Annotated in this window: 20 protein-coding genes and 1 pseudogene; 8 read left to right on the top strand and 13 right to left on the bottom strand. The window is 40.3% G+C overall.

Annotated elements, in window-relative coordinates:
- Positions 1 to 120: 120 nt before the first annotated feature.
- Positions 121 to 1,122, top strand: a complete 1,002-nt coding sequence (add, locus tag H5232_RS02390) for an adenosine deaminase (RefSeq protein WP_182767392.1) — start codon at positions 121 to 123, stop codon at positions 1,120 to 1,122.
- Between the two features lie 30 nt (positions 1,123 to 1,152).
- Here add and H5232_RS02385 read toward each other — a convergent pair whose 3' ends face one another.
- The 5 genes from H5232_RS02385 to ubiD form a co-directional block, all read right to left on the bottom strand.
- The gene (locus H5232_RS02385; RefSeq protein ID WP_149982176.1) at positions 1,153 to 1,566 is read right to left on the bottom strand and encodes a CBS domain-containing protein; all 414 of its coding nucleotides are present in this window, start codon (positions 1,564 to 1,566) and stop codon (positions 1,153 to 1,155) included.
- Positions 1,567 to 1,674: 108 nt separating this feature from the next.
- Positions 1,675 to 2,388, bottom strand: a complete 714-nt coding sequence (locus H5232_RS02380; RefSeq protein ID WP_145239926.1) for a YafY family protein — start codon at positions 2,386 to 2,388, stop codon at positions 1,675 to 1,677.
- Positions 2,389 to 2,417: 29 nt separating this feature from the next.
- Positions 2,418 to 2,741: a hypothetical protein gene (locus H5232_RS02375; RefSeq protein ID WP_259398747.1), complete on the bottom strand. Its 324-nt coding sequence runs from the start codon at positions 2,739 to 2,741 to the stop codon at positions 2,418 to 2,420.
- Between the two features lie 120 nt (positions 2,742 to 2,861).
- The gene (gene fre, locus H5232_RS02370) at positions 2,862 to 3,575 is read right to left on the bottom strand and encodes an NAD(P)H-flavin reductase (RefSeq protein ID WP_182739433.1); all 714 of its coding nucleotides are present in this window, start codon (positions 3,573 to 3,575) and stop codon (positions 2,862 to 2,864) included.
- Positions 3,576 to 3,661: 86 nt separating this feature from the next.
- A complete protein-coding gene (gene ubiD, locus H5232_RS02365) occupies positions 3,662 to 5,128 on the bottom strand; it encodes a 4-hydroxy-3-polyprenylbenzoate decarboxylase (protein WP_145239922.1) in 1,467 nt (488 codons plus the stop codon).
- Positions 5,129 to 5,294: 166 nt separating this feature from the next.
- On the opposite strand from ubiD, the gene H5232_RS02360 reads away from it, so the two are divergent.
- Positions 5,295 to 7,928, top strand: a complete 2,634-nt coding sequence (locus H5232_RS02360; RefSeq protein ID WP_182783411.1) for an EAL domain-containing protein — start codon at positions 5,295 to 5,297, stop codon at positions 7,926 to 7,928.
- Positions 7,929 to 8,012: 84 nt separating this feature from the next.
- Here H5232_RS02360 and H5232_RS02355 read toward each other — a convergent pair whose 3' ends face one another.
- The gene (locus H5232_RS02355; protein WP_182783410.1) at positions 8,013 to 10,034 is read right to left on the bottom strand and encodes a methyl-accepting chemotaxis protein; all 2,022 of its coding nucleotides are present in this window, start codon (positions 10,032 to 10,034) and stop codon (positions 8,013 to 8,015) included.
- Positions 10,035 to 10,110: 76 nt separating this feature from the next.
- Positions 10,111 to 10,395 (bottom strand): MliC family protein, encoded by a 285-nt coding sequence (locus tag H5232_RS02350; RefSeq protein WP_182717466.1) that lies wholly within the window; start codon positions 10,393 to 10,395, stop codon positions 10,111 to 10,113.
- 123 nt (positions 10,396 to 10,518) lie between these two features.
- On the opposite strand from H5232_RS02350, the gene H5232_RS02345 reads away from it, so the two are divergent.
- Positions 10,519 to 11,439, top strand: a complete 921-nt coding sequence (locus H5232_RS02345) for a DUF808 domain-containing protein (RefSeq protein WP_149982169.1) — start codon at positions 10,519 to 10,521, stop codon at positions 11,437 to 11,439.
- 56 nt (positions 11,440 to 11,495) lie between these two features.
- On the opposite strand, the gene H5232_RS02340 is transcribed toward H5232_RS02345, so the two are convergent.
- A complete protein-coding gene (locus H5232_RS02340) occupies positions 11,496 to 12,785 on the bottom strand; it encodes a hypothetical protein (RefSeq protein ID WP_182830521.1) in 1,290 nt (429 codons plus the stop codon).
- Between the two features lie 169 nt (positions 12,786 to 12,954).
- Here H5232_RS02340 and H5232_RS02335 point away from each other — a divergent pair, with 169 nt between their 5' ends.
- Entirely contained in the window at positions 12,955 to 14,901 is a 1,947-nt protein-coding gene (locus tag H5232_RS02335; RefSeq protein WP_259400099.1) for a S9 family peptidase, read from the top strand.
- Between the two features lie 93 nt (positions 14,902 to 14,994).
- Here H5232_RS02335 and H5232_RS02330 read toward each other — a convergent pair whose 3' ends face one another.
- Both H5232_RS02330 and H5232_RS02325 read right to left on the bottom strand, forming a co-directional pair.
- Complete coding sequence (locus H5232_RS02330; protein ID WP_182717464.1) at positions 14,995 to 15,933, bottom strand: tetratricopeptide repeat protein; 939 nt, start codon at positions 15,931 to 15,933, stop codon at positions 14,995 to 14,997.
- A gap of 93 nt (positions 15,934 to 16,026) precedes the next feature.
- Positions 16,027 to 17,430 carry a M20/M25/M40 family metallo-hydrolase gene (locus H5232_RS02325; RefSeq protein ID WP_182717463.1) on the bottom strand — a complete coding sequence of 468 codons (1,404 nt, stop codon included), beginning with the start codon at positions 17,428 to 17,430 and terminating at the stop codon, positions 16,027 to 16,029.
- 224 nt (positions 17,431 to 17,654) lie between these two features.
- Between H5232_RS02325 and dbpA the strand changes: the two genes are divergently transcribed.
- On the top strand, positions 17,655 to 19,043 hold the full coding sequence (gene dbpA / locus H5232_RS02320) for an ATP-dependent RNA helicase DbpA (protein ID WP_145239907.1): 1,389 nt from the start codon (positions 17,655 to 17,657) through the stop codon (positions 19,041 to 19,043).
- Between the two features lie 7 nt (positions 19,044 to 19,050).
- Here dbpA and H5232_RS02315 read toward each other — a convergent pair whose 3' ends face one another.
- Positions 19,051 to 19,635 carry a DNA-J related domain-containing protein gene (locus H5232_RS02315; RefSeq protein WP_182717462.1) on the bottom strand — a complete coding sequence of 195 codons (585 nt, stop codon included), beginning with the start codon at positions 19,633 to 19,635 and terminating at the stop codon, positions 19,051 to 19,053.
- A 79-nt stretch (positions 19,636 to 19,714) separates the two neighbouring features.
- Here H5232_RS02315 and H5232_RS02310 point away from each other — a divergent pair, with 79 nt between their 5' ends.
- Positions 19,715 to 22,537, top strand: a complete 2,823-nt coding sequence (locus H5232_RS02310; RefSeq protein ID WP_182830520.1) for a tetratricopeptide repeat protein — start codon at positions 19,715 to 19,717, stop codon at positions 22,535 to 22,537.
- Positions 22,538 to 22,815: 278 nt separating this feature from the next.
- Here H5232_RS02310 and rho read toward each other — a convergent pair whose 3' ends face one another.
- Both rho and trxA read right to left on the bottom strand, forming a co-directional pair.
- Complete coding sequence (gene rho, locus H5232_RS02305) at positions 22,816 to 24,075, bottom strand: transcription termination factor Rho (protein ID WP_064666866.1); 1,260 nt, start codon at positions 24,073 to 24,075, stop codon at positions 22,816 to 22,818.
- 181 nt (positions 24,076 to 24,256) lie between these two features.
- A complete protein-coding gene (gene trxA / locus H5232_RS02300; protein WP_145239901.1) occupies positions 24,257 to 24,583 on the bottom strand; it encodes a thioredoxin TrxA in 327 nt (108 codons plus the stop codon).
- Between the two features lie 90 nt (positions 24,584 to 24,673).
- On the opposite strand from trxA, the gene rhlB reads away from it, so the two are divergent.
- Both rhlB and H5232_RS02290 read left to right on the top strand, forming a co-directional pair.
- On the top strand, positions 24,674 to 25,951 hold the full coding sequence (rhlB, locus tag H5232_RS02295; RefSeq protein ID WP_182830519.1) for an ATP-dependent RNA helicase RhlB: 1,278 nt from the start codon (positions 24,674 to 24,676) through the stop codon (positions 25,949 to 25,951).
- Positions 25,952 to 26,070: 119 nt separating this feature from the next.
- A pseudogene (locus tag H5232_RS02290) lies at positions 26,071 to 26,879 on the top strand (guanosine-5'-triphosphate,3'-diphosphate pyrophosphatase); the annotation flags it as partial.

Genomic DNA, 26,879 nt, shown 5'->3' with positions numbered 1-26,879 from the left:
AGTACTTTTATCGATCGGGGCTGACAAATGACCTCAATAATACAAACAAAATGATCTAAACTTGAATTACCGATTTAAGTGCGTATGATCCGCGCAAATTAACTGAACTGAGTGCTAATTATGATCAATAAAAAACTCCCTTTGCTAGATATCCATCGCCATTTAGATGGTAATGTCCGCGCGCAAACTATTCTTGATTTAGGTCGTCAGTTCAATATTAAGCTGCCTGCTGATAATGTTGCAGACTTAATACCGCATGTGCAAGTTATCGATCCTGAGCCTAACTTAATGGCCTTTTTACAAAAGCTTGACTGGGGCGTCACGGTATTGGGTGATTACGATGCGTGTCGGCGTATTGCTATCGAAAATATTGAAGATGCGCAAGCACAAGGTCTTGATTATGTAGAGCTGCGTTTTAGCCCTTACTACATGGCACAAAGCCAAGGCTTACATCCACAAGGTGTGGTTGAAGCTGTAGTTGATGGTATTAAAAGTGCGACTCAAAGTAGCACGGTTAAAGCTAACCTGATTGGTATATTATCACGTACTTATGGCACTAAAGTTTGCCAGCAAGAGTTAGATGCCTTACTCGCGTTTAAAAATGATTTAGTTGCAGTGGACTTAGCTGGTGATGAAATTGGCTTTCCGGGCGAGTTATTTGTCGATCACTTTAAGCAAGTACGTGATGCTTACCTTAGCGCAACGATTCACGCCGGTGAAGCTCTGGGAGCTGCCAGTATTTGGCAAGCAATCAATGAGCTAGGTGCTGAGCGTATTGGCCATGGTGTCAAAGCTATTGAAGATGCCAAGCTAATGGACTACCTACGTGATAAACGCATAGGTATTGAATCGTGCCTAACTAGTAACGTGCAAACCAGCACAGTAGCCAGTTTAGATGTGCATCCACTGAAGCGCTTCTTAGATCATGGTATTTTAGCGTGTATTAATACCGATGATCCCGCAGTGGAAGGCATCGAAATTGAACATGAATACATGGTTGCAGGACCTGCTGCAGGCCTTACTCAGGCTGATATGGAAAAAGCCCAAGCCAATGCACTTGATATTGCATACTTGAGTGATGCTGAAAAACAGCAACTAAAGCAAGCAGTCGCTGCTCGATAGTTACGATGCACAAGCCATTAAATTATGCGCCTAATGCTCACGTTGGCAGCTTAGGTAGTTATCAAACATGGCTTTAAGAATATCACTACGGCCTATCATGCCTATGACCGTAGTGCCTTCTACAACAGGGTAGTTTTTCGGCTTACCGGTTTTCATTTGCTCTGCAAGTTCCATTATGTTGGTGTCGCCGTTGACGGTTACAACCTCGGTTTGCATCAGTTGTGAAACCTTAACCACACCGTCACAAAAATAACTATTTTGCATTAACGGTTTTAGCAGTTCTTGCTCAGAAATAAAGCCCACTAAACATTTATTATCATCAAACACTGGCGCTCCCAGTAGTTTGAATTTTTGTAGTTCTGCAATTGCTGTGGTCATCTCGGTTTCAGGGGTTATATGCGGTAACTTGCGCTGCATAAAATCTTTTACTTTGGTGTTTAACATTTGGGTCTCTCCCAATTAATGAGTTATTCAAAGTATGGTTAAGGATTGGCCGTTTGTGAAATTGTTTATGTTGATTGCGCTGATAGGTAACAACAATCACAGCTAAATTTAATTATGAGCCAGACCATCAGAGTGAGTTTGGTATTTGGCTTTCACTAACTCCATATAATGCGCTAAGCTTTTTTGTGAATTAGTATCAAATGCCTTGGCGAGTGGAATAATGCTTTGAATACGATCTAAGCGAAACTCTCGGTAGTCACTGCGCAACTGACAATAAGCGATAAGAGTCCACTTTGCGCCCCAATATACCAGTCCTAAAGGGTCGACAATACGCTGAGTTGGTCGTTGATTAACATCTAGATAATGAAATTCAATGCAGGTTTTATTAGTGATGGCTTTACGAAGTATCAAAGTGGTCGTTTGGTGGCTTTTATCGTGATGAAATGCAGAGACTAAATACGGCAGCTCTGCAACGCGTTGCTTTAACTTGTTAGGCAACACAGCATTAATTTTAGTCATTGCAGCTTGGGCATTCGCCGCTAACTGTGGATCAGTCCAAGCGCTGACCATTTTACTACCTAACAACAGTGCTTGTAGCTCCTCAAGAGTAAACATCATCGGTGGTAGGTCGTAATCGGTAATTAAATAGCCAGTGCCTGCCTCACCTTCAACGGGCACGCCCGAGCTCTGTAAGTGCTGAATATCGCGATAAATTGTTCGCTGAGATACCTGTAATTTATTGGCAAGTTCGTTTGCAGTGATCGCAAAGCGGCGACTCTTAAGTATGTTTACTAATTGAAATAGCCGCTCTGATTTGTGCATTGGTTATCCTTGTTTTCAAAAATACAGTGTTAGCTTTGTTGGCAAGCTGTTTGGCTAAGCACTTCAAAACGCTCCAGCTTTATCGATTCTTTTGCAATGAGAGAAGTGTACTGTTGGCAAATAGCATTATCAAAAAATGTATCACGCAGTTTTTGGGCATCAGCAACCGTAGCAAAATAAATGATACTACTATATTGCTGGGTATCGGCTTGTTTAGCAAGGGAGCGGTAAAGTACGCCTGATTGGTTATCAATATAACGCTGAAAATCATTATTAGCGATATGGAACTGCGCTAAATTTGTATCAGTCTTTAGTTTGAAATTTACAACTTCGATTAAATTTGTGGTCATCATAGTTCTCCTTGTTTAAGAAGAGCTAAGTAAATCATAGCGGGCTGTCAGGGAGTGTCAGTAACCAGCTTACGGATAAAAATTAAGCTGGTTACTCTGGTTACTCTGGTTACTCTGGTTATACTATTTTATAAATGCAAATGCATCGGCGTACATGTTTTCGCGAATTGCACCATGTGCTAGGAAATCATCGCGGACAATACCTATCATGTCAAAACGCCCTGCCATGTAAATATCATATGGGGCAAGCGATACGATATCGTTCATCACCGCTTTATGTACGTAGCCTGTGTGGCCTGTCCAGCTAGCTGTTGGGTTTTCAACTACTGGTATAAAGGTAAAGTTTTCACGGCTATCGGCCCATGTTTGCATTTCAGTATGCGCATACAAGGCTGACTCTTCACGCACACCCCAATAGAACAATACCGGACGCTCACAACCGATTTCACTTAAATGATCAGCTATAGATTTTGCGTATGAAAACCCAGTGCCGCCAGCGAGTAAAATAATTGGGCGTTCGCATTGGAGACGCAACTGTGAAATGCCTAAGCCGGCTTCAATCAACACCTGAGTTTTCTCAGCATGGGCTTGGCGAAGATGCTCTAAAGTTTGCATTGCATATGAATCAACTGCAGATGCGCCAATATGGAGTTCTAGCTCATCAGACTGTGAAGGGCGGCTGGCAATTGAAAACGCGCGCTTGTCTTTTTCGCCAAGCACTACTTGCAAATATTGGCCAGCTTCAAAGGTGACGCTTTCAACAGGTTTTAAAATTACTTTGTGAACAAATTCAGTGAGTGGGCTGATAGCGACAACTTCAGCGTGTAATGTTTGCATGTTTTACCTTAAATTAGCGGATACGCACTTTATTTGAACAATAATAACATATCCGCATAGTGAGTTTATAGCCTCTAAAAGAGCTGTTAAAGAATATCTAAGCTTTGCCAGATTTCATCGACGCGATCTTTAGTCGCTTGATCCATCACAATGGGTTCGCCCCACTCACGAGTGGTTTCGCCGGGCCATTTATTAGTGGCATCCATACCCATTTTTGAACCAAGACCTGAAACCGGTGATGCAAAGTCTAAATAATCAATCGGAGTGTTTTCAATTAGAGTAGTGTCGCGGGCGGGATCCATACGTGTAGTAATCGCCCAGATCACGTCATTCCAATCACGTGCGTTAACGTCATCATCACAGACAATGACAAACTTTGTGTACATAAACTGACGCAAGAACGACCATACCCCCATCATCACGCGCTTGGCATGACCTGGATATTGTTTTTTCATTGTCACTATCGCCATACGATATGAACAGCCTTCTGGCGGTAGATAAAAATCGACTATCTCAGGAAATTGCTTTTGTAAAATAGGTACGAAGACTTCATTGAGTGCGACCCCTAAAATTGCCGGCTCATCTGGTGGACGACCAGTAAAAGTGCTGTGATAAATAGGATCTTTACGATGTGTCATGTGGGTCACGGTCATAACAGGGAAGTTATCAACCTCATTGTAATAACCCGTGTGATCGCCATAAGGGCCTTCAGGTGCCATTTCGCCCGGCATTATATAGCCTTCAAGAACTATTTCAGCACTGGCAGGAACTTGTAAATCATTGGAGATCGACTTAACTACTTCTGTTTTGCTACCACGTAGCAAGCCGGCAAAGGCGTATTCACTCAAGGTATCTGGCACTGGCGTGACGGCACCTAGGATTGTCGCAGGATCAGCACCCAATGCTACCGATACCGGATAAGGTTGGCCTGGGTTTTCTTTACACCATTCTTGAAAATCGAGAGCACCGCCACGGTGTGATAACCAGCGCATAATGATTTTATTTTTACCGAGTAATTGTTGGCGGTAAATACCTAAGTTTTGGCGTTTTTTGAAAGGTCCTTTGGTGACGGTTAAACCCCAAGTGATTAATGGAGCCACATCACCAGGCCAGCAGTGTTGAATTGGCAGCTTAGTTAAATCAACATCATCGCCTTCTAGAATAACTTGCTGACAAGGCGCTTTTTTAACTTCTTTGGCAGGCATATTTAATACTTGCTTAAACACTGGAATTTGGCTAAATGCTTCTCTAATGCCTTTTGGTGGCTCTGGCTCTTTTAAAAATGCCAGCAACTTACCGACTTCCCGTAGTTCGCTAACGTGTTCTTTACCCATTCCCATGGCAACACGCTCTGGTGTACCAAATAAGTTAGCTAGTACGGGGATATCATAACCTTTAGGGTTTTCAAACAATAAAGCGGGTCCCTTAGCACGTAGTGTGCGGTCGGCAATTTCGGTCATTTCAAGATAAGGATCAACTTCTTGGTGAATACGCTTCAGTTCACCTTTTTTTTCTAATAAATCGATAAAATCACGTAGATCTTTGTATTTCATTGTGGGCCGCTTTAAAGCTTAAAAGACTGTTGGCATTATACTTAAATAAAGACGTTAAGCGAATTAATGAGGTGTTTTTAGAGCGCATTTAAGCGATCATTTTTGTTACATTATAAGGTGAGTAAGCTATAGTTTAGGACAAATGTTTGAAATGAGTTTTTGATTAATGGGTGGGCTTATCGTAAAAACATTTATCAAGGCTGTTCTTCTTTGCTGTGTAATTACCTTTGTAGATCAAGTAAGTGCTAAGCAATCATTAAATTCCGCGCTCAATGTGCCGCTTTTTAATGAGCACAGTGCCGTGATGTTAGTGGTAGAACCGCAAACGGGTGAAATTAAATTTGCTAATAAAGCAGCGGCAGCATTTTATGGTTACAGTATTGCGCAATTGCAAACAATGCGTATCCAGCAAATTAATATATTTACTGAGCAACAAGTTGCACAGGAACGCCAAGCTGCTCTGAGTAAAGGGCAAAACTATTTTGTTTTCAAACACCGATTAGCGAGCGGTGAAACACGTACCGTTAGCGTTTATTCAGCCCCATTTACAATTGAAAATAAAGATTTTTTATTTTCTGTCATACATGATATTTCATCTCAACGTAACCTTGAAAAAGCGCTTTGGCATTATCAAGAAAATCTTGAACAATTGGTTGCCATTCAAACTAATGAAATAGAACAAAAACGCACCGATCAATTGCTGTTAGCGCTAATATCTATTTCTGTACTACTAATACTGTTAGCGACTTTAACCATGTTAGCTTTGCGATTACGCCGAGCTAAAAAATCGGCGCAAAAAGACAGTGCGACGCTAAAAGCGATTTTCAATAGTATTGATGATCTGCTCGTTTACACGGATGTCGAACATAGGGTCATTACAGCTAATACTGCGGCTGTGCAAAAGTTGACGGCAGGCGAGCCACTGAAGGATAAAAATATTTACTCATTTACTGAGTGTTCGAAAGGAGTAGTTGGGGTTGATAGTGAGTGTCAATTTCACGGAGCTAAAGAGGTATTTTGGGGAGAGGCACGAGTAACCGCAGTTATCGACGAAAAAAATAGCAAAATTGGTGAAATACATTTAATTCGTGATATCACTTTAAAATTAAAAGCACGTCAACAACAACGACTCGCGAGCACGGTATTTTCAACAACTAATGAAGGTATTTTAGTTTCTAATCGTGATAATGAAATTCAAGCTGTAAATAAAGCCTTCACACAGATCACCGGTTATCAAGAACAAGATGTGCTTGGTAAATCACCTGCAATATTAAATTCGGGCCATCATAAACCATCGTTTTTTAAAGTGTTATATCGACGTTTAAATGAGGCTGGGCACTGGGAAGGTGAAATATGGAACCGCCGCAAAGATGGTAGTATTTACCCGAGCTGGGTCAATATTTCGGTAGTATTTGACGAGGAAAAAGACATTGAAGTTTATGTTGCCTTATTTAACGACATTTCTTTACGCAAAGAAAATGAACAGGAAATGTGGCTACAAACTAATTTTGATACCTTAACGGGTTTGGCAAATCGCTATCATTATAATAGCAAGCTAGATCAAGAAATGATCCGTGCGACAGCTGATAATAAGCGTTTGGCAATTTGTTTTATTGATTTAGATCGGTTTAAAAGCGTTAACGATACCTTAGGGCATAATAGTGGTGATTTACTATTACTTGAGGCTGCCAAAAGGCTTAAAGCATGTATGCGCAGCTCTGACGTAGTTGCCCGTTTAGGTGGCGATGAGTTTGCGCTATTACTGCCAGGGATCAATAAGTTAGCAGATATTGAGCGACTAGCTACAAAAGCTCTGCTGGCGCTTAGTTCTTCATTTAAAATTGGTGAGCAAGATGTATTTGTATCCGGCAGTATGGGGATCACTATTTTCCCCGACGATGGCAGCGATCGAAAAATATTACTACGTAATGCTGATAGCGCTATGTACAAAGCTAAAGCGCAAGGGCGAAACTGCTTTGAGTTCTTTACCAGTGGCTTGCATGAACAAGCGACTGCTCGCAGTAGGCTCGAAAATGCTCTTCATAAAGCGCTTAGTAATAACGAGTTTACCGTTTATTTTCAGCCAATTATTAGCCACGATAAAAAAACGGTCGGCTGTGAAGCATTATTGCGATGGCATAGTGCGGAGCTTGGCGATGTTTCGCCGGCACAATTCATTCCTGTATGTGAAGAGTTAGGATTAATCATTCCCATTGGTGAGTGGGTACTCAGAGAAGCATGCCGCGAAGCTGCTAAGTGGTGTGGTTGTTTCGGTGATCAGTTTTTTGTTACGGTAAATATGTCTAGCGTGCAATTTATTCGCCAAGATATTGAAGCGTTAGTTAAAAGTGTTCTACAGGAAACGCAGTTATCAGCTCAGTGTTTAACCCTTGAAATTACAGAAACGCTACTTGCTGATAATAGCTCAAATATTTTGCAGCAGTTGCAAGCATTACGCGGAACCGGCGTGGGTTTAGCAATTGATGACTTTGGCACCGGTTACTCATCGTTGAGTTATTTAAAGCGTTTTCCGCTGAGTAAGTTAAAAATAGATCGGGAGTTTATAAAAGACTTACCGGATGATCTTGAAGATTGTGCGATGGTTAGTGCAATAATTTCAATGGCTAGTAACCTACAGCTCAAAGTTGTTGCCGAAGGAGTTGAAACCTTTGCACAGCTGGCTTTTTTAAACGCTCTAAATTGTGATTATATTCAAGGTTTTTTATACAGCAAACCACTGCCTGCGGCACTATTTGATAAATACATTAGGGAGTTTATCGCGGAGCAAAATAATAAATAAGTTGCTACACGCCACTGCAACGTTATTTCTGTGGCGTGTATTTATCATTATCACAATAGCTGCAGATGGGTTTTATATTCAGAGTTAGAACTTAAATCTTTCTACTGCGCTGGTTAATGAGTGAGCGAGTTGGTTAACGTCTTCACTTTGATTGGCGAGTGACTTTGCATGTTCGGCATTCGTTTGTGCTTGCACCGTTACTTGCGCCATAATCTGTTTTATCTCATTGCTGTTATCAAGCTGGTGATGTGATGAACTAGCAATTTGCATACTCATTTGGTTAATTGTCACTAAAGTACTTTTTATTTTATCCACCGCTTGGTTTAATTCACTACTATTTGCTACACATTCTTTTGCTTGTTGTTGCCCATCGTTAATTTCATGATGAGCAGTATTGGCCTGATGTTGCAGTGTTTGGATCATTGTATGTATTTCGCTAGTCGAGTTTTGCGTTCGTGCAGCTAAAGAGCGAACTTCATCTGCCACAACAGCAAAGCCTCGGCCATTTTCTCCTGCACGGGCAGCTTCAATAGCAGCGTTTAGCGCAAGTAAATTAGTTTGTTCAGCAATACTGCTAATTGTATCCACGATTGCGCCAATTAATTGTGTGTGTTGGGTTAGCTCATTAGTACTTTGTACAGCTTGATCAAGCCGAGTCAGTAACGCTGCAATACGCTGGCTGTTACGATCAGCAATCTGATTTACATCATTGGCAAACTGCGAAGCGTTAGCAACTTCATTAGAGGTGTTATCAGCTCGTTCACAGACCGCTTGGGAATTACTATGCATGCTATGCGCCACCGAGTCGGCCTCTGCAATACGATCTAATTGCTGCTGTGCTGCTTCGGTCATATGTTGGCCTTGTGCACTGGTTTGAATTGCTGATTGATCTAAGGTGTGGGCGTTATCACTTATCGCACTTAGTAATGTACTTAGATCATCGCTTAATTGATTGATATTGTTTAAAAGTACACCAAATTCATCATCATTATGGGGCTTTGTACGTTTCGATAAATCCCCAGAAGCGATACGTGATAGTGCTTTATTTACAGCATTGAGTGGTTTTAACATTGCTTTGGTGGTTAAAAAGCAGATCAAGGCTGCAAACGAAATAAGCACTAAACTTATAATAATCGCGAGTCGCGAACCTGTAGTGATCACCGACTGAGCATCCGCCTGCAAGGTATCAAAGCGTTTATCGGCTAAATGATTTAACTCAATAATGAGCTGCTCGGTAAGTTGAAACTGTTGCTGGAATGCAGCAAAGGCTTGCTCGGTCGCAACTTTGCTGGTCAAAAGAGTACTTTGTTGTTGGTACAGTGTTGCCAACTGTTGATTAATTAAGCTGAGAAGGTCTTTTAGGTTGCTGAAATTTGTTTGATTTTTTAACTCACTCGCTTGCTGTTGTAGGTATGTAAAATTAGATTGGATATTGTCTAATAAAAAAGCGGTATCTTGTTGGTGTTCTGTGAGTGTTTGTAGGGAACTAATGTGGTTGATGCTCTTAACATTATTGCCTAAGGTGAATAGTAAGTCGTCAATGCGGGTCGCGGTACCAACAATAGCGGCTAATAACGATTTTTGCTCCGGTGTTACTTCGATTAGTTCTAAATCAAGTAAGCCACTACTTAAGTCAGCAAGATTATTAGCGTAATCATTTGCTAATGAGGTAACCTGAGTTGCTGCTGTTAGGCCTTGTTGTTTGGTGTTAAACATTGTTGCGCTAGTGGTACTAAATTGCTGATAGCGTTGTGTTATTTTCGATAGTAATTGCAGCATTTGCGGTTGGTCGTGTAGCTGAGAGCTTAATTCTTCTAGCTTGGTTTTAAATAAAGCTTGTTCTTCATGAGTTCTCTGTTGCTGCTGTTGCAAACTGGCTTTACTTGTTTGGCTGTATGCAACGGCATTAAATTTGGTGATTGATAACAGCGATAACCGCAAGGCATGACTTTGCTGTTGTACCGGTACAGCTAAAGTTTCTATATCCGAAGTGGCGTGATTAATTTGTCCTAATGACCAGTAAAAAAAACTACTGCTGGCGAGCATTAAAAAACCAATTGTGGCAAAGGCAAAAATTAGTTTCGTTTTAATAGCAATAGCGCGCATAGTAAACCCGTAAATACTTAATTATTTATGAGTGTAGCAGTATTTTTATAAATTATAAGTTTGGCGAGCGATTGTATTACTCTAAATTACAGTGATATTTGTTGCCATCAATTATCAACATAGCTTCATTCCCTTTGGTCCAAAACAGCACATCTTCATTGGTATATTTTACGCCCGAGGCACTGATTTGTTTGGTCAGCGAATGATCTACTTGATTGTAATTTAGCGTGGCACTTTCTTCATCATTACTGGTAATAACGGCGCTTAGCTGGCTATCGCAGGAGAAAGACTGACTATTTAATTGTTCTGTGCATGCACTGAGGCTAATAACACCGAGTGCAATTAATAGGGTTTTATACATTAACAAGTACCTTGGCTAAATGTGTTGAGCAACTAGCATAGCAAACGAAAATTAACCTTTGGTGAAAATACTCGTTTAGGCTATGTTGATAATTATAAATTTTTTAACTGCAAAGGAAATGAGATGGCAGGTACTAACCTATTGACATTATTGGACGATATCACCACTTTATTAGATGATATTGCCACTATGAGTAAAGTCGCCACGAAGAAAACTGCGGGTGTTTTAGGGGATGATTTAGCTTTAAACGCGCAACAAGTGACAGGAGTCACTGCCGATCGTGAGCTACCGGTCGTGTGGGCGGTAGCGAAAGGCTCATTTTTAAATAAAGCTATTTTAGTTCCTGCAGCGTTATTAATAAGTGTCTGGCTGCCTTGGCTTATTACACCTTTATTGATGGTTGGTGGATTATTTTTGTGTTTTGAAGGTGCAGAAAAGTTAGTTGAAAAGTTATTACCAGCTACGAAAAATGATGATGTAGATGCTGTCGAAAATTTAGATTTAGTTGAGTACGAAAAACAAAAAGTAAAAGGGGCTATTCGAACCGACTTTATTTTATCGGCAGAAATAATAGTTATCACTCTAGGCACCGTGGCGGGTGCAAGTTTACTAAATCAAGCGCTAGTCTTAAGTGTTATTGCGGTGATCATGACCATAGGCGTTTATGGGTTAGTGGCAGGGATTGTAAAACTCGATGATGCTGGTTTGTATTTGCTTAACCAAGCACAGCAAACAGGAAACCGTTTTAAAGCATTATTAGGTAAAGGTTTATTAGCCGCAGCACCACGTTTAATGGCGTTTTTAGCATTTGCAGGTACGGTAGCGATGTTTTTAGTGGGTGGAGGAATTTTAGTGCATGGTATTAGTGTGTTGCATCATTGGCAAACCGCTGTTGCTGAGTTTGCACTGGCAAACTTAGGTACGCTGGGAGAGATTATTGCGCCTTTACTGTTCGATGGTTTATTAGGTGTATTAGCCGGTGCGATTGCTGTGTTAGTTCATCATGGAATTGTCAGCATGAAAGCAAAAAAGCCAGCAAAGTAAATTTGCTGGCAATGAATTAGCAAGGGAATGCTATGAAAGTTATTTGCTTGAATTAATTAGTGTTCATGTTTTGATTCAGCAGCTATACCTAACCAGGTAATTTGATTAGGGATAAAATCAAGGTTAAGAATAGTTTTAGTCGTTTGCTCATGGGTGTCGATACTTAATACTGTTTGGTTGTTTGCATCACTGATATATAAAGTATCGTCGGCCGCTGAGGCCGCGAGTGCATAGTTACCAGCTGGGTTTTCGAGTACTTTAAAGCGTGCGCTGACTTGCCAATCATCTTCAGCATGTAGCACTGACAAGAAACCATCACTTTCAAGTACATAAAACTCGCCGGTAATCCTATCCAGTGCACTTGCTAATACGGTATTTTCAGTATTTTGTTGCCATGCAAGCTGTGTCATTTCAGCTGATGCTGGGTCGATGGTGTAAAAAAGCTTACTTTGTGCAATACCTAAAAATAGTTCGCTGTGTTCACTCGCTTTAATTGTGCCAATACGCGTACCTTCAGCAAAGTTGTTGAGATTAGCTACTTTGGCTGCGTTAAACACATTATCTTTTTCAGTTATAACTAATACACCATCGCTACAGCCAAAAGCGATATGCTGGTGATTTTGCGCACTGCCATGTAGTGCAGGGCAATCCACTGCAAACCGCTGTTCTTGATGAAAGTGATCACCATGAATATGCAGTTGTTCAACATAATTTGGCAGCACGCTAGTTATATCTTCGCTGCGATAAGTTGTGATTACCGATTCACCGCGAATTTGCGCTGTACCATGCATGGCATTGTTAAAGCTATGTGCTGCTAACGTTTTCCCAGCAGCAAGTGATTCATCACTTAATAACACAAAGCTTGCAGGGATCCCTGCATCAAGATCGCCATCAAAAAACAGTGCAGCTTGCTGTTCACTGACATCAAAGTGGGTTGGTTTACTATCGTTAAAGATTAAATCATGCAGCTCGGGTTGCTGTTCATAACTATGTTGGTGATCACCATGATCTTCTGTAAATAATCCACCGTCAATGAACTCAACATAATTTTCTGCTCGCTGGATCAATACTGCATAACGGAAATTAGGACTGGCATATAGACCACTTATTACGTTGCTGGTATTAAAGGTCTCCAGCAACGAGTTGTTGTCAGCGTTAAAAACAGATACGTTAGCAATATCAGCATGGCTAATCGCTAATCGCCCTTTTGCAGTGATTTCAGTGTGGTCATGGTCATCTTTCTGCTCAGCATTTTTATCTACAAGATCATCAATTTCACTGTTACAGGCACACAGTACAGCAACCATAGAGGCAATTAAGCAAGTTTTAAAGTTAGGTAAAATCATAAACAGTCCGGTGTTTTGTTATAATATATCGGTAATGTTATAATGTAACCTTAACAAAGTAAATAAGTACTCTTCGTTCTTTACTTACGTATTTGGATGGATATCTATTTAAAACCTTATTGGGTACAATTGTAGCAATTATAAAAATATAAATTTAAAAGAATGTTGTATGAGCAAAATGATGCAGTTGATTGTTGTTATTACTTTGTGTGTTGTCAGCTTCATGAGTGATGCAAATCAATCAGCTCCAGCAGTCGATGACTTCAGCCGCAGCAGTGAATATAGCCAAGTTAAAATCTCTCCTAAGGGAAGCTACCTTGCAGTAATTATGCAACCTGAAGGTAAAAAGATGCTGGTTATTTTAGATGCTAAAAAATTTACAATTCACCACGCTATTAATTTTGAGAGCAATGCCCAAGTTGGTGCTTATCATTGGGTAAGTGATGATCGGGTTGTAGTTGCAAAAGAATACTTACACGGCTGGCAAGATCACCCTGAATATTATGGTGAATTATATGGCGTGAATGCTGATGGCTCAAAAGCTAAGTACTTAGTTGGCTATCTTGGCGAAATGCAAACTGGCTCTCATATCAAAAAAGCCACACCACTTTATGGCACCTCTTATTTGCTGGAGCCTTTAATCCACGATGAAGATAAAATGCTTATAGTGACTTACCCGTGGACATCAAGTAGTGAACCGCACACTGTTGTTTATGAGGTTGATATTTTTTCAGGGAAGCGTTGTAAAGTTACGCGCTCCCCGTCACGTATGGCCAACTTTTTGACCGACCATGAAGGAAATGTCAGAGTGGCTGTTTCCAGTGATGATTATATTAAGTCTACAATACATACCCGTGAAAAGTCAGGTGGAGATTGGCAAGCACTTGATTTAGGTGATTTGACTTACAGTGATGTGGAGTTGCACGCTTTTGATAGTAGTGGTGATGCTGTCTATATCACAGCATCAATAAGTGGTGAAGCTCAAGGCTTATATAAATTGAATCTAAAAACCAGAGCAGTTGATTTAATTCATAAAGAAGAGAAAGTCTCACCAAAGCAAATATGGGTCGATGAAGCATCAAAAGAGCTATTTGCGATTGAAACCGAACTAGGTTATCCAACTTATGCTTTTGTCGATGGGCAATCAGATAAAAGCATGCGTTTAAAATCATTAATCTCCGCTTTACCTGGTGAACAAGTGCAACTCGTTAGCAGTACTGAAGATGGCGACACTAATATTATTTATGCCTCTAATGATCGTAACCCTGGACAATATTATTTATTCGATGCCAAAAGTAATAACTTACGATTTTTGTTTGCATCCCGTCGTTGGATTGATGCAGAACAAATGGCGCAGACCAAGCCTGTAAGTTATACCAGTCGAGATGGTTTAACTATTTATGGCTACTTAACAGTACCGAATAATACCATAGAAAAAAACTTACCTTTAGTGGTTATGCCACATGGTGGTCCACATGGCCCGCGCGATTGGTGGGGATTCGACCTTGATGCACAGTTGCTTGCAAGCCGTGGTATGGCCGTACTAAAAGTTAATTTTAGAGGTTCAGGTGGTTTTGGCCGTAACTTTGAGCATGCTGGGCATCGAAAATGGGGAGCTGAAATTCAATTTGATATTATAGATGGTGTGAAGTATTTAGTTGAGCAGGGTACAGTTAATAAAAACAATATCTGCATTATGGGCGCGAGCTTTGGTGGATACTCAGCGTTACAAAGTGCGATTTTAGAACCTGATATGTTTAAGTGTGCGATTGGCGTTGTTGGCGTTTATGATTTGCCCTTAATGTTTAAAGAAGGGGATGTTGCAGAGCGCGATAGTGGCCAACGTTATTTACAGAATGTATTGGGTACAGATGAAGCGCAACTAAAGGCTTTTTCACCTAGCTATAATATTGATAAGTTAAAGGCTCCAGTGCTGATAGTGCATGGTGGTGAAGATCAGCGTGCACCGATTGAACAGGCCGAATCACTGATTGCGGCTCTTAAAAAAGCTAAACATCCTTATATATATGAACTGCTTGAAGATGAAGGGCATGGTTTTTATAAGCAAGAACATCGCACTCGTTATTATCAACAAGTGCTGACCTTTTTAGACTAACACTTAACAATGTAACAGTCGTATTTACGTGTTAAATGGCAAGCTAAAAGCTTGCCATATTTATATCCACTTGTTGTAGGTAGTTTGGCTATATTAACAGGAATACTCAAGGCACAGCTCTTTGAGTTGTAATTTGGCTTTGTGGTTATTTTGCCCTGCAGCTTGTTGATACCAATAAATAGCTTGGCTGATATCTTTTTCTACCCCTTCACCATCACGATACATTTGCGCAGTATTAAGCTGACCCCATTGTGAGCCTTCTTTGCTGGCGAGTAAAAAGCTTTCGAACGCTTCAGGAAATAACCCATCTTTGTAATAGATGATGCCTTGCTGATTATTTTTATTAAGCTTCACCCCTTCATATAGCGGTTTAGGGCGTGGTGGGAACATCACAAAACCACCATATAAGCTATATGCGTAAGGGCGCAGTACATCATAAATAGCACCTTCATCATATAAACGCTGTACTTCGCTGCGCGGTAAAGTAATTGTTTTTGATGAAAAATAATCTTTTTGTACCAATAAGCTGGTACGCATAGCCATAGTAATGCCGCTGTCGCGTTTATAGCGATAATTGCTGATTTGAAAGGTGATATTTTGGTCATCAAACTCGAGTACTTGGGCTACTTTTAGGTTTTCAGGGCGCAATGGTTCGTTAGAAAACTTATCAGCATGTACCAAGTAAGTATCGAATGCTTGTGGCTGGCTGAGTATTGCTTGTTTGGCTTTTAGCTCATCAAGATGTTGTGTATAAAAGTAAATAGATAACCAGATAAGTAATATCGAGCCTATAAAATATTTGATCAAAGAAAGCTTTTCTAACCATGGCAGTTGCATAATTGAAAGCTGTACATTGTGCTGGCAATGGCTACACTGGTATTGATAATGCCATGCTAATGGCAGCATAGGGACAATTGAAAAACGCAAAAAGCGGCTGTGGTTTTGTAGTCGATAGTCATCATGATGACAGTGTGGGCAGGTTTTTATTTGGCTGAAAAACGACAATGAATCGCTGGTATTGAATAGTAGCATATGACCTTTTTTCCCTTCCTTGTTTTACGTTAAATTAAAACAAGGAAGGTTAGATGCAAAGCAGAAAACTGTAAGAAAGTATGTTTGGTTAGCTTATTTGCTTGCTACAGGCTTTGCTTTAATTGTAGTTTTAGCATCAGCTGCCATTAACGCAAATACAGCATATGCTGCGGTATTTTGCTTAAGTTTAGCCGGATCGATCTTATCAAGCGTATCATCAGCAGTGTGATGGTAGTCAAAGTAATCAGTACCGTCTTGGTGCAGCTCAAAAATTGGCGCGCTGGTGGCATTTTTAAATGGAATTAAATCAGGCCCACCATTAGCGCTATTTTTACCTATGTATTCAACATTTAACGGCGCAAGTTGCTTGGCTATTGCACGCACTACTGGCAACGAGGCTGCAGATACATTCGATTCAAAGCCATACACTACATCAGCACCAAAGTCAGATTCAGCGGCGGCAACAATTTTATCAAGTTCATTTGCATGCTTTTTAAAATAAGCTTTAGCGCCCCATAATCCTAGCTCTTCGGCGGCAAATAACACTACACGAATGCTGCGTTTAGGGCGTTTTATTTCACTAATATGTTTGGCAGCAGCCATGGTTAACGCAACGCCTGCACCATCATCAAGTGCGCCAGTGCCTAAATCCCAAGAATCTAAATGACCGCCAATCAGTACGTATTGTTCAGGGTTTTGTGTGCCATTGAACTGACCAATCACGTTATAGCCAGTACCTTGGCCGCGATCTTCAGTTTGCACATTGATATTTACGGTAACATTTTTACCTAGTGCAACTAAGCGAGCTAGCTGATCTGCATCAGGATTAGCAATGGTCACATTAGGGATTTTCGTAACACCTTCTTGATAGTGACTGCCACCGGTATGAGCAAAGCGGTGATGTGCGGTGCTAACAGAACGCATCATATAACCAATCGCGCCTTTTTTTGCAGCCTCAACTGAACCTGTTGAGCGAGCACGAACAGCAGGACCATAACCATTGCCATCAATATGGCGGTTCATATGGTAATTTATATAAGCTATTTTACCTTTTAAGCTGTTTGCTGGTGCTGCGATAAGTTCATCAAGCGTTTCAAATAATACAACTTCAGCGGTAATGCCATCTTTTGGTGTGCTAACGCTGTGGCCTAATGCTGTTAGGTGCAAAGGTTGCTCGCTTGGCGTTAAAATTTTGCCACTTTCACTAAAACGACGCCACTCAGGGAAGGTTGCCTCTTCTAGCCATACTTTATCAAAACCAAGCTCTTTAAATTTAGCTTGGGCCCACGCAACGGCTTTTTTATCATTTTCTGTACCAGGTAAGCGAGGTCCTATTTCAGTAGTAAGCGATTCAAGCAATTGATAGCTTAACTCGCTGTTACTGGCATTAGTTCTTAGTTCGGTGACTTGCTGAAGTTGCTTTGCGGTAAATTCAGGCTCGGCGGCATTGGCTAAAAAGCTGCCGGCTAGCAGTAATCCGGTGATGATTTTTTTCATTATTGACCTGGTTATATTTTCAAGTGAGGGTTATTAAAGCATTTAATACTGAGCAACAAAAGTAGATGAGATAAATGCCTATCGGTGGTGATGTTATGGTGAATGTTTATTGAGAATATGGTCAGCTTAATGGTAGCAATTTGTATATTCTGCTATTATGCAGCATAACTAAGTCGGGCATCTGCAGCGGCTTTTCATGTTTACTTATTGCACTGGAAATTACTTTGACCGCTACAGCTTTTTCATCACTCGCTTTACCATCAGGTTTGGTCGATAACTTATCGACTTTAGGTTACACCCAAATGACCGCTGTACAGGCGCAAAGCCTGCCGCCAGTGCTTGAAGGTAAAGACATCATTGCACAAGCTAAAACTGGCTCAGGTAAAACTGCCGCATTTAGTTTAGGTGTGTTGGCCAAGCTTAATGTTAAGCGTTTTCGTATACAGTCTTTAGTGCTTTGTCCAACCCGTGAGTTGGCTGAGCAAGTAGCTGTGGAAATGCGTAAATTAGCGCGTGGTATTCACAATATAAAAATATTAACTCTATGTGGTGGCGTGTCGATTGGTCCTCAAATTGGTTCACTAGAGCATGGTGCACATATTATTGTTGGCACACCTGGGCGTGTAGATGATCATATTCGCAAAGGTACGCTACGTTTAGATGATGTAGACACTCTGGTACTTGATGAAGCCGATCAAATGCTTGATATGGGCTTTCAAGACACTTTGGATGCGATTATTGAGCGTATTCCAAAACAGCGTCAAACTTTATTATTTAGCGCCACTTTTCCGCGCGCGATAGAAGCGATTGCCAAACGTGTATTAAGCAACCCTGTTATGGTGAAGGTTGAAGAAGAGCAAGAAAAAAGTACGATCAAACAGTACTTTTATAAAATGGATAATAACAAACAACGTTTTAATACATTAAAATTGTTGCTGCTGAAGTTTCAGCCAGAAAGCTGTGTGGTGTTTTGTAATACCAAGGTCGAAACTCAACAGGTGTGTGATGATTTAGCTGATGAAGGCTTCAGTGCCGTGTCATTGCATGGTGATTTAGAGCAGCGAGATCGTGAGCGCACCTTGATCCACTTTGCTAATAAAAGCGCCTCGATTTTAGTGGCCACTGATGTAGCCGCTCGTGGTTTAGACATCGATGATATGGATATGGTGATTAACTACCACCTTGCCCATGACCCACAAACCCATGTACACCGTATTGGTCGTACTGGTCGTGCTGGTAAAAAAGGCATTGCATGCTCTATTTATGGCGATGCGGAACAATTCAAAGTGGCACAAATTGGTGACCATTATGAATGTGATTTTTTACCAGAACAATTACCGCCGTTTAGCCTACTTGAAAAGCCACCATACAAACCACAAATGGTGACACTAATGATCGATTCAGGTAAAAAGCAAAAGGTACGCGCAGGTGATATTTTAGGTGCATTAACCGGTAAAGATGGCGTAGCAGGGCGTCAAGTCGGTAAAATTAATGTGCTTGATAATGTGGCTTTTGTGGCTGTCGAACGTAATAGCTCAAAGCCCGCGCTACGAAAATTAACGGAAGGTAATATTAAAGGCCGTAAAATTCGTGCCCGTCGTTTAACTCGTTAATTATTGCTTATGATGCTTTTGAGCAGCTTGCCCTAAGCTGCTCATATTCATTTTTTAACTGTTTAAACTGCTCTGCATTACCATGTTGTTTATCGGGATGATATTGTGTTGCCAACTGCCGCCAGCGCTTTTGCAATGCCTGCATAGAAAAATCGTCAGGTAATTCCCAGTGCTTTAATAATGTCTGGCGTTGTTGTTGATCAAGCGTATTTATTGTTGGTGATGCACGAAAAGTACGCCAAAAGTTATCTAACAGTGATTTAACTTCTGTTATCGAGGCATCGTAATTTTGCCAATCTAGATAGTACGCTTGTAATGAGTCATGCGCTGCAATGGTTATCTTATCTGGATTATCTGTGAGCTCTATATGTAAACTGGCTACCAATAAATATTGATTTGGCAACAGTTGTTGCTGCAGTTGATAAAGTGCATTCATAATTAAAAAGTTACGCTTAAACAGATCACGGTATGGATCTGTATCTAAGTCATTAATTACACCACGCTCAGATAATTCCAATGCTAAAGTGTGAACCTTCCAAATGTGCTTCGTTAAAATTAACTCGAAAATCTCATCAATCAGTGGGTTAAGCATTGTTTACAGTCTAGTTATTGGTGTATCTTGACTAAACTATCATAGCTTCTACTGCTAACAAAATTCCAAGGAAAAAATTATGCTGGGTCAGTTTAAGCGCCTATTATTTATTTGCTCGATTAGTGTGCTTGGCGTTTTTTCTCAATCAGGTAATGCTCAACAACAAGTAGCACTTTTTGAACAATTTAAAGTTACGGATGAATGGTCTGAAAAGCAGCTGTTAGCTACCCAATTATTGTCTACGCAATTATCAAATCAACAACAAGTTGCTATTTATTCTAGTCTAGCAGAGCATGCGTTTGAGTTGAGTAATTATCCCCAAGCATTGCATTATTATCAGTTGCTTGAGCAGCATAGTACATTTGAAAATCTGCCTGAGTTACATTTTCGAGCAATAAAAATGCAGGGCGTGGTGCAATATTTTCAAGGTTTATTACAACAAGCCATTATTGATTACAGCCGTGCGTTAAACTTAGCGGTACGTTTAAATAGTCCATTAAAACAAGCCAATTTGCTAAGTAATATTGGCCTTGCATATTTTAATATGCACAACATGGAGCTTGCTTTAGATCATTACCAGCAGGCAAAAGCACTTTATGAAATAGATGGTAGCGCGCAAGACAAAGCTGATATTCTTCATAATATTGCGGGCATCTATATTCGTTTATCTAGCTATGATTCGGCACTTGAAATTTATCGTGAAGTGCTCGATGTATTTCAGCAATTGGGTGATGAAGAGGGGATTGCTCGTGCCTATGGCAACATGGGGGTTGCTTATACTGAGTCGGGTCAAAATCAATTAGCGTTGCACTATTACCAGCTCGCTTTACGCTATTATCAAAGTGTTAATGACGCCTATCAATTATCCGTACAGCATACCAACTTAGCTAACATAAATTTAAAAATAGATGAGTTGGATGCAGCTTTGTATCACGCACAAGCAGCTCAAAAATACGCCCTGCAGATAGATAATCAATCCTTACGGTTAGCTTCTTTACATGTTTTAGCTAAAGTGCAATTAGTGATGGGGGATATTGATATTGCGGAGCAAAATTTACAACAATCAATATCACTAGCCAAAGAATATAAAGATGAATTGCGCATTAAAGACGGCTTAGGTATCGAGGCGTTGTTAAGTGCTGGTGCCGGTGACTATAAGCGGGCTATTCATCTGCACCAACAGTTTGTCGATTATCAACGTAGCATAACCAGTGAAGAGGTTATGAAAGCGTTAAATGTATTTCAGTCTCAGTTTCAGTCGAACCAGTTAAACCAAGAAATTAAACAGCTTAAACAAGAGCGTAGCCTACAAGAATTAAAGATTGAAAAACGCTCACAGTTAACTATTTTACTGTCTATTGTGCTGATGTTGGTATTGATCTGTGCAGTTGTATTATATCGCCGTGCAATCGAAAAAAAGGCCAAAACCCAATTAGAGCAAAAAGTTGAGCAACGTACTCAAGAATTACAATATGTGGCACAAGAGCTACGTGCCGCGAATCAAGTTAAGAGCCAGTTTTTGGCTAATATCAGCCATGAAATACGCACACCACTTACCGCTATTTTAGGGCAAACAGACGACTTATTGCATGGTTTATATCAGCCCCAGCAATTACAAACAGAATTGTTAGTTATTAAAAAACATAGCGATCATTTAAAAGATTTGATTAATGATGTGCTCGATATTAGTAAGATAGAAGCAAACCGTTTAGATTTACATGTTAGCGAGTTTGACCTCGTGGAGCTTGTAAATGATGTTTATGCTATGTCAAGTATGCAGGCTAAAAGCAAAGGCTTAACGCTGCTATTAGAAAATCACTTAGGCTCGAGTTATTGGACTAAGTTAGATATGATCCGCGTCAAGCAAATACTAATAAACCTACTGACTAATGCGATCAAATTTACCGAGCATGGCAGTGTTACTCTGGATATTAATCACACCGAACAAGGCGTATGCTTTAAAGTGATTGATACGGGGATTGGTATGAATACAGAGCAAATAAAAAACATTTTTGAATGTTTTCAACAAGGCGATAATACCATCACTCGCAGGTTCGGTGGTTCAGGACTTGGTTTGAGTCTTTCCCAGCAATTAGCAATTATGATGGGGGGTTATATTAGTGTTGAAAGTGAGCATGGTAATGGCAGTGAGTTTATTTTTAATGTGCCATGTAAAGAGTATGCGCCAACCCTTCTTGCTACCGACAACTCAAAACCAGCTGCAACTAAAGGTCTAGTTGGGCGAGTATTATTAGCAGAAGATCATCCCGACAATCGTAGACTAATAACGCGCTTTTTAAAGTCGATTGGCCTTGAAGTGATCTCAGTAAGTAATGGTGAGCAAGCAGTTGAACAGTGCCTCAGTGAATTTCCAGATGTTGTTTTATTAGATATACAAATGCCGGTAATGGATGGCCTTAGTGCATTTGAACTGTTAAATAAGTGTGGTTTTAATAAACCTATTTTTGCGTTAACAGCTAATGCAATGAGTCATGAAATAGATAATTACTTAGCGATGGGATTTACTGGCTATTTAAGTAAGCCAATAGAAAAAGAAGCGTTTTATCAGGCACTCGCAGCGCATTTAAATAGCACCAGCACGCTACCGCTACCTTTAGCTAATCCTGATATTAGCGATTTAGTGACGAGTTTTATTGCCAGTTTTGATGATGAAATAGCATCACTTACACAGCACCTTGCAGCAAAGGACTATATTGCATTACAGCAAGATAGCCATCGTATCCTTGGTGCCGCACAGATATTTTCATTAACTGATGTAGCTAATACAGCGATGTGCTTAGATAAATCACTCTTATCACAAAAACATAACCCCAGCAGTGATGCAGACGTAAAAGAATTAGTAGATGATTTGATTAAGCAGTTATCACAACAGCTGACTTAAAAGAGCGATATATACGCTTAATGGGTCGTTACTTTAAGGCTATAAGTTACTACTAACCAATAAAGCGAGTTGAGCGTTTTATCGAGTGGCATTACTGTGTGCTGGATTTAAATAATCGCAGTTTTAATATTTACTCAATACTGCGCAGTCTGATGATTTTCGTCTATAGGAAACAGAGCAAAGAGATTAATAAAACAAATTTATAATAGGAGTGAGATTTAGGGGTAGGCAAAAAAAATGCCTGTATTAACAGGCATTTTAGAATCTAGTAAAGAGAATTATTGACGCTTCATCGAATCAAAAAATTCATCATTCGTTTTGCTCATAGAGAGTTTATCAATTAAAAACTCCATGGCATCAATTTCAGACATTTCATGAACTATTTTGCGTAAAATCCACATTTTTTGTAGTTCATCAGGTTTAGTCAGTAGCTCTTCGCGACGGGTACCTGAGCGGTTAAAGTCGATTGCAGGGAATACACGTTTTTCAGCAATCTTACGATTTAAGTGTAATTCCATATTACCAGTACCTTTAAACTCTTCGTAGATAACTTCATCCATCTTAGAGCCGGTATCGATAAGCGCAGTTGCGATAATAGTTAAACTACCGCCTTCTTCAACGTTACGCGCAGCACCAAAGAAACGCTTTGGTTTATGCAGGGCGTTAGCATCAACACCACCAGTAAGTACTTTACCTGATGAAGGAATTACCGTGTTATAAGCACGTGCTAAACGTGTGATTGAATCCAGTAAGATGATTACATCTTTTTTGTGCTCAACTAAACGTTTTGCTTTTTCAATTACCATTTCAGCAACTTGTACGTGACGGCTTGCTGGTTCATCAAACGTTGATGCAATAACTTCACCTTTTACTAGGCGTTGCATCTCAGTAACTTCTTCTGGACGCTCATCGATAAGTAGTACCATCAATGTCGCATCTGGGTGGTTATGGGTAATCGATTGCGCAATATTTTGTAGTAGCATTGTTTTACCCGCTTTAGGCGGTGCTACTAATAAACCACGTTGACCACGGCCAATTGGTGAGGCTAAATCAAGTACTCGAGCAGTGATATCTTCGGTGCTACCATTACCGCGTTCCATACGTAAACGTTCGTTTGCATGTAGCGGGGTAAGATTTTCAAAAAGAATTTTCGTGCGAGAGTTTTCAGGTTTATCAAAATTTACTTCGTTTACTTTTAGTAATGCAAAGTAACGTTCACCGTCTTTAGGTGGACGTATGAGACCCATTATAGAATCACCAGTACGCATACTAAAACGACGAATTTGGCTAGGTGATATATAAATGTCATCAGGACCAGCAAGGTAAGAGGCTTCTGATGATCTTAAGAAACCAAAACCATCCTGTAAGATTTCTAATACACCACCGCCAAAAATGTTCTCTCCACTTTTGGCGTGGGCTTTAAGGATAGCAAAGATAATATCTTGCTTTCTTAAGCGGGCTACGTTTTCGAGCCCCATGGACTCAGCTAAGTCTACAAGTTCTTTGATCGACTTGTCTTTTAATTCGCGTAAATGCATATTGGTGGGTTCTTTATTACAGTTATCATGCTCATATAATCGATATTGATTAGTGAGAGAGGTTTGTTGGTAAACTAAGGATTAGTTGGCTTTATAAACTAGCAGGTCATTCGCTAGGCGTCCAGTCTTTATACAAAAAAAATTAAAAAAAAGGGCAGTTGCCCTTTTTTTAGGCATATTTTTAGATGTTGTTTTCTAAAAACTCAACAAGTTGAGTTTTAGAAAGTGCACCCACTTTAGTTGCCGCAACTTGGCCTTCTTTGAAAAGAAGTAACGTAGGGATACCACGAATACCAAATTTAGGTGGTGTGCCCGCATTTTGGTCGATGTTTAATTTACCGATTACAACACGGCCATCAAACTCTTCTGCCACTTCATTAAGAATTGGCGCGATCATTTTACACGGTCCACACCATTCTGCCCAAAAATCAACTAATACAGGCTTGTCTGATTGTAAAACGTCAGCTTCAAAGCCATCGTCAGTTAATTGAATAATTTTCTCGCTCATTGCGCTCTCCGATAAGTTAGGCGAATTATTTAATGCGTATTTAAACACTCTTGTTTCTTATTGCAAGTTTAAACGTTATGCTTAAACGCTATGACTAAGACACATTTGACCGATAAAAAGTTTTCAGACTTTGCTATTGCACCGGAAGTGGTTGCCGGGTTAACCGAAAGTGGGTTTGAATATTGCACACCCATACAAGCTAAATGCCTACCTTTTATTTGTGATGGCCGCGACATTGCGGGTCAAGCACAAACAGGTACAGGCAAAACGTTGGCGTTTTTAACTGCCACGTGCCATCGGTTATTACAATCTAGCAAAGCACCTAGTAAACATCCAAGAGCCCTGATCATGGCCCCTACTCGGGAGCTTGCGATTCAGATCCACAAAGATGCAAAAATTTTAGCGCCACACTGTAATCTTAACTTAGGTTTAGTATATGGTGGCGAAGATTACGAAAAACAACGTGCACAATTAGAAAAAGGCGTTGATATTTTAATTGGCACCACAGGGCGCTTAATCGATTTATATAAACAAGGGTGTTACACCCTCAATGAAATCGAAGTAGTGGTACTTGATGAAGCCGATCGTATGTTTGATTTGGGTTTCATAAAAGACATTCGCTATATGTTCCGCCGTATGCCGGATACATCACAACGCCTTAATTTATTATTTTCAGCAACGTTATCGTATCGCGTACAAGAACTGGCGTTTGAGCACATGACAAACCCAGAGCATGTACAAATTGAACCTGATGTGAAAACTGGCAAGCGCATTGTTGAAGAGTTATTTCATCCTTCTCAAGAAGATAAAGTTAAGCTGTTATTAACTTTGATTGAAGAAGAATGGCCTGAGAAAGCCATTGTGTTTGCAAATACTAAACATAGCTGTGAAACGGTTTATGCATGGTTAAAGTCTGATGGACACCGGGTGGGAATGCTCACTGGTGACGTAAATCAGAAAAAACGCCAATCAATTTTAGCGCAATTCTCTAAAGGTGATTTAGACTTCCTTGTGGCAACAGATGTTGCTGCTCGTGGCTTACATATCCCTGACGTGACTCATGTATTTAACTTCGACTTACCAGATGATTGTGAAGATTATGTTCATCGTATTGGCCGTACAGCACGCGCTGGGGCATCAGGTAAGGCAATTAGTTTTGCATGTGAGCAGTACGCATATAATCTTCATGAAATTGAAGAATACATAGAGCACAGCATTCCTTTATCACATTATGATAAAAGTGCATTGCTTGATGATTTAACTAAGCCTACTATTCAAAGAAAGCGTAATTATTCAACAGGCCCACGTAGTCGTAGTAACAACAGCGGACGTAGACCAAACAATAGTTACCAAAAAGCACGGTCGTAATTGCGACCGTCGTTATAGTCGTAGTAGTAACTAGAGGTTTTTGAACGGTGGGGCAACTTAAACCGCAAATAAATGTATATGCAGGAAGTGATTTAGGATCTAAATGTATTCAAGTGTAAATCGCTGAGACAATAGCTAGCAACATACATACAAGAGGCAGAGTTAAACGGAAAGTCAGATTAGACGCAGGGCTAAATGATGATAATTAACTGAGAACAGAAGCAATGCAACGAGGCTGGGAATGTCTCGCACTATTTGCAGAGCGTCTTCAAGATATCCCTAAAAACAACATTACTATTGTTGCCACCGCTACTTTGCGCTTAGCAACGAATGCTGATGAATTTAAAATCAAAGCCGAGCAAATCCTTGCGCATAAAATTAATGTCATTAGTGGTGAGCTAGAAGCGCGCACTATTTATAAAGGCGTTGCGCATACATCTTCATGTAGTGGTCGCCAACTAGTAATAGATATTGGCGGTGCCAGTACTGAGGTAGTTATAGGTAAGGGATTCGACGCACTACATTATAAAAGCCTAAACATGGGCTGTGTTACCTACCTAGAACGTTACTTTAAAGACTGTAAACTCAATGACGCTAATTTCAATGCTGCTATTAAAGCCGCACGAGTAGTTATTGATGATATAGCGCCAAGTTATAAAGTGGCGGGTTGGGAGATTGCATCAGGTGCATCGGGTACTGTACAAGCTATCCAAGAAATTATGGTGGCACAATCACTCGATGAAACACTGAGTTTAGATAAACTCAATAAAATTAAAAAGCAATCGATCGCCTATGAGACCATCGCTGAGCTCGATTTACCTGGGCTTAGTGAAGAAAGACGTTTAGTTTTTGTGTCAGGGCTCGCTATTTTAATTGCTTTATTCGAAGCGCTTGAAATTGATAAAATGGGATTAGCAGGAGGCGCACT

It is taken from the genome of Pseudoalteromonas sp. SG41-5 (genome assembly GCF_014164495.1).
GTDB lineage: Bacteria > Pseudomonadota > Gammaproteobacteria > Enterobacterales > Alteromonadaceae > Pseudoalteromonas > Pseudoalteromonas rhizosphaerae.
The sequence above is the reverse complement of the archived record's forward strand: the minus strand, read 5'-3'. Positions and strand labels throughout refer to the sequence as shown.

Coding starts and splice junctions, on each gene's coding strand:
- H5232_RS02315 (WP_182717462.1), bottom strand. CDS start 19,635: ATGCTTAACCCACTGATTGATGAGATTTTCGAGTTAATTTTAACGAAG.
- add (WP_182767392.1), top strand. CDS start 121: ATGATCAATAAAAAACTCCCTTTGCTAGATATCCATCGCCATTTAGAT.
- H5232_RS02310 (WP_182830520.1), top strand. CDS start 19,715: ATGCTGGGTCAGTTTAAGCGCCTATTATTTATTTGCTCGATTAGTGTG.
- H5232_RS02340 (WP_182830521.1), bottom strand. CDS start 12,785: ATGATTTTACCTAACTTTAAAACTTGCTTAATTGCCTCTATGGTTGCT.
- ubiD (WP_145239922.1), bottom strand. CDS start 5,128: ATGAAATACAAAGATCTACGTGATTTTATCGATTTATTAGAAAAAAAA.
- H5232_RS02345 (WP_149982169.1), top strand. CDS start 10,519: ATGGCAGGTACTAACCTATTGACATTATTGGACGATATCACCACTTTA.
- H5232_RS02350 (WP_182717466.1), bottom strand. CDS start 10,395: ATGTATAAAACCCTATTAATTGCACTCGGTGTTATTAGCCTCAGTGCA.
- H5232_RS02375 (WP_259398747.1), bottom strand. CDS start 2,741: ATGATGACCACAAATTTAATCGAAGTTGTAAATTTCAAACTAAAGACT.
- fre (WP_182739433.1), bottom strand. CDS start 3,575: ATGCAAACATTACACGCTGAAGTTGTCGCTATCAGCCCACTCACTGAA.
- rho (WP_064666866.1), bottom strand. CDS start 24,075: ATGCATTTACGCGAATTAAAAGACAAGTCGATCAAAGAACTTGTAGAC.
- H5232_RS02380 (WP_145239926.1), bottom strand. CDS start 2,388: ATGCACAAATCAGAGCGGCTATTTCAATTAGTAAACATACTTAAGAGT.
- H5232_RS02335 (WP_259400099.1), top strand. CDS start 12,955: ATGAGCAAAATGATGCAGTTGATTGTTGTTATTACTTTGTGTGTTGTC.
- H5232_RS02325 (WP_182717463.1), bottom strand. CDS start 17,430: ATGAAAAAAATCATCACCGGATTACTGCTAGCCGGCAGCTTTTTAGCC.
- rhlB (WP_182830519.1), top strand. CDS start 24,674: ATGACTAAGACACATTTGACCGATAAAAAGTTTTCAGACTTTGCTATT.
- H5232_RS02360 (WP_182783411.1), top strand. CDS start 5,295: ATGGGTGGGCTTATCGTAAAAACATTTATCAAGGCTGTTCTTCTTTGC.
- trxA (WP_145239901.1), bottom strand. CDS start 24,583: ATGAGCGAGAAAATTATTCAATTAACTGACGATGGCTTTGAAGCTGAC.
- H5232_RS02385 (WP_149982176.1), bottom strand. CDS start 1,566: ATGTTAAACACCAAAGTAAAAGATTTTATGCAGCGCAAGTTACCGCAT.
- H5232_RS02330 (WP_182717464.1), bottom strand. CDS start 15,933: ATGCTACTATTCAATACCAGCGATTCATTGTCGTTTTTCAGCCAAATA.
- H5232_RS02355 (WP_182783410.1), bottom strand. CDS start 10,034: ATGCGCGCTATTGCTATTAAAACGAAACTAATTTTTGCCTTTGCCACA.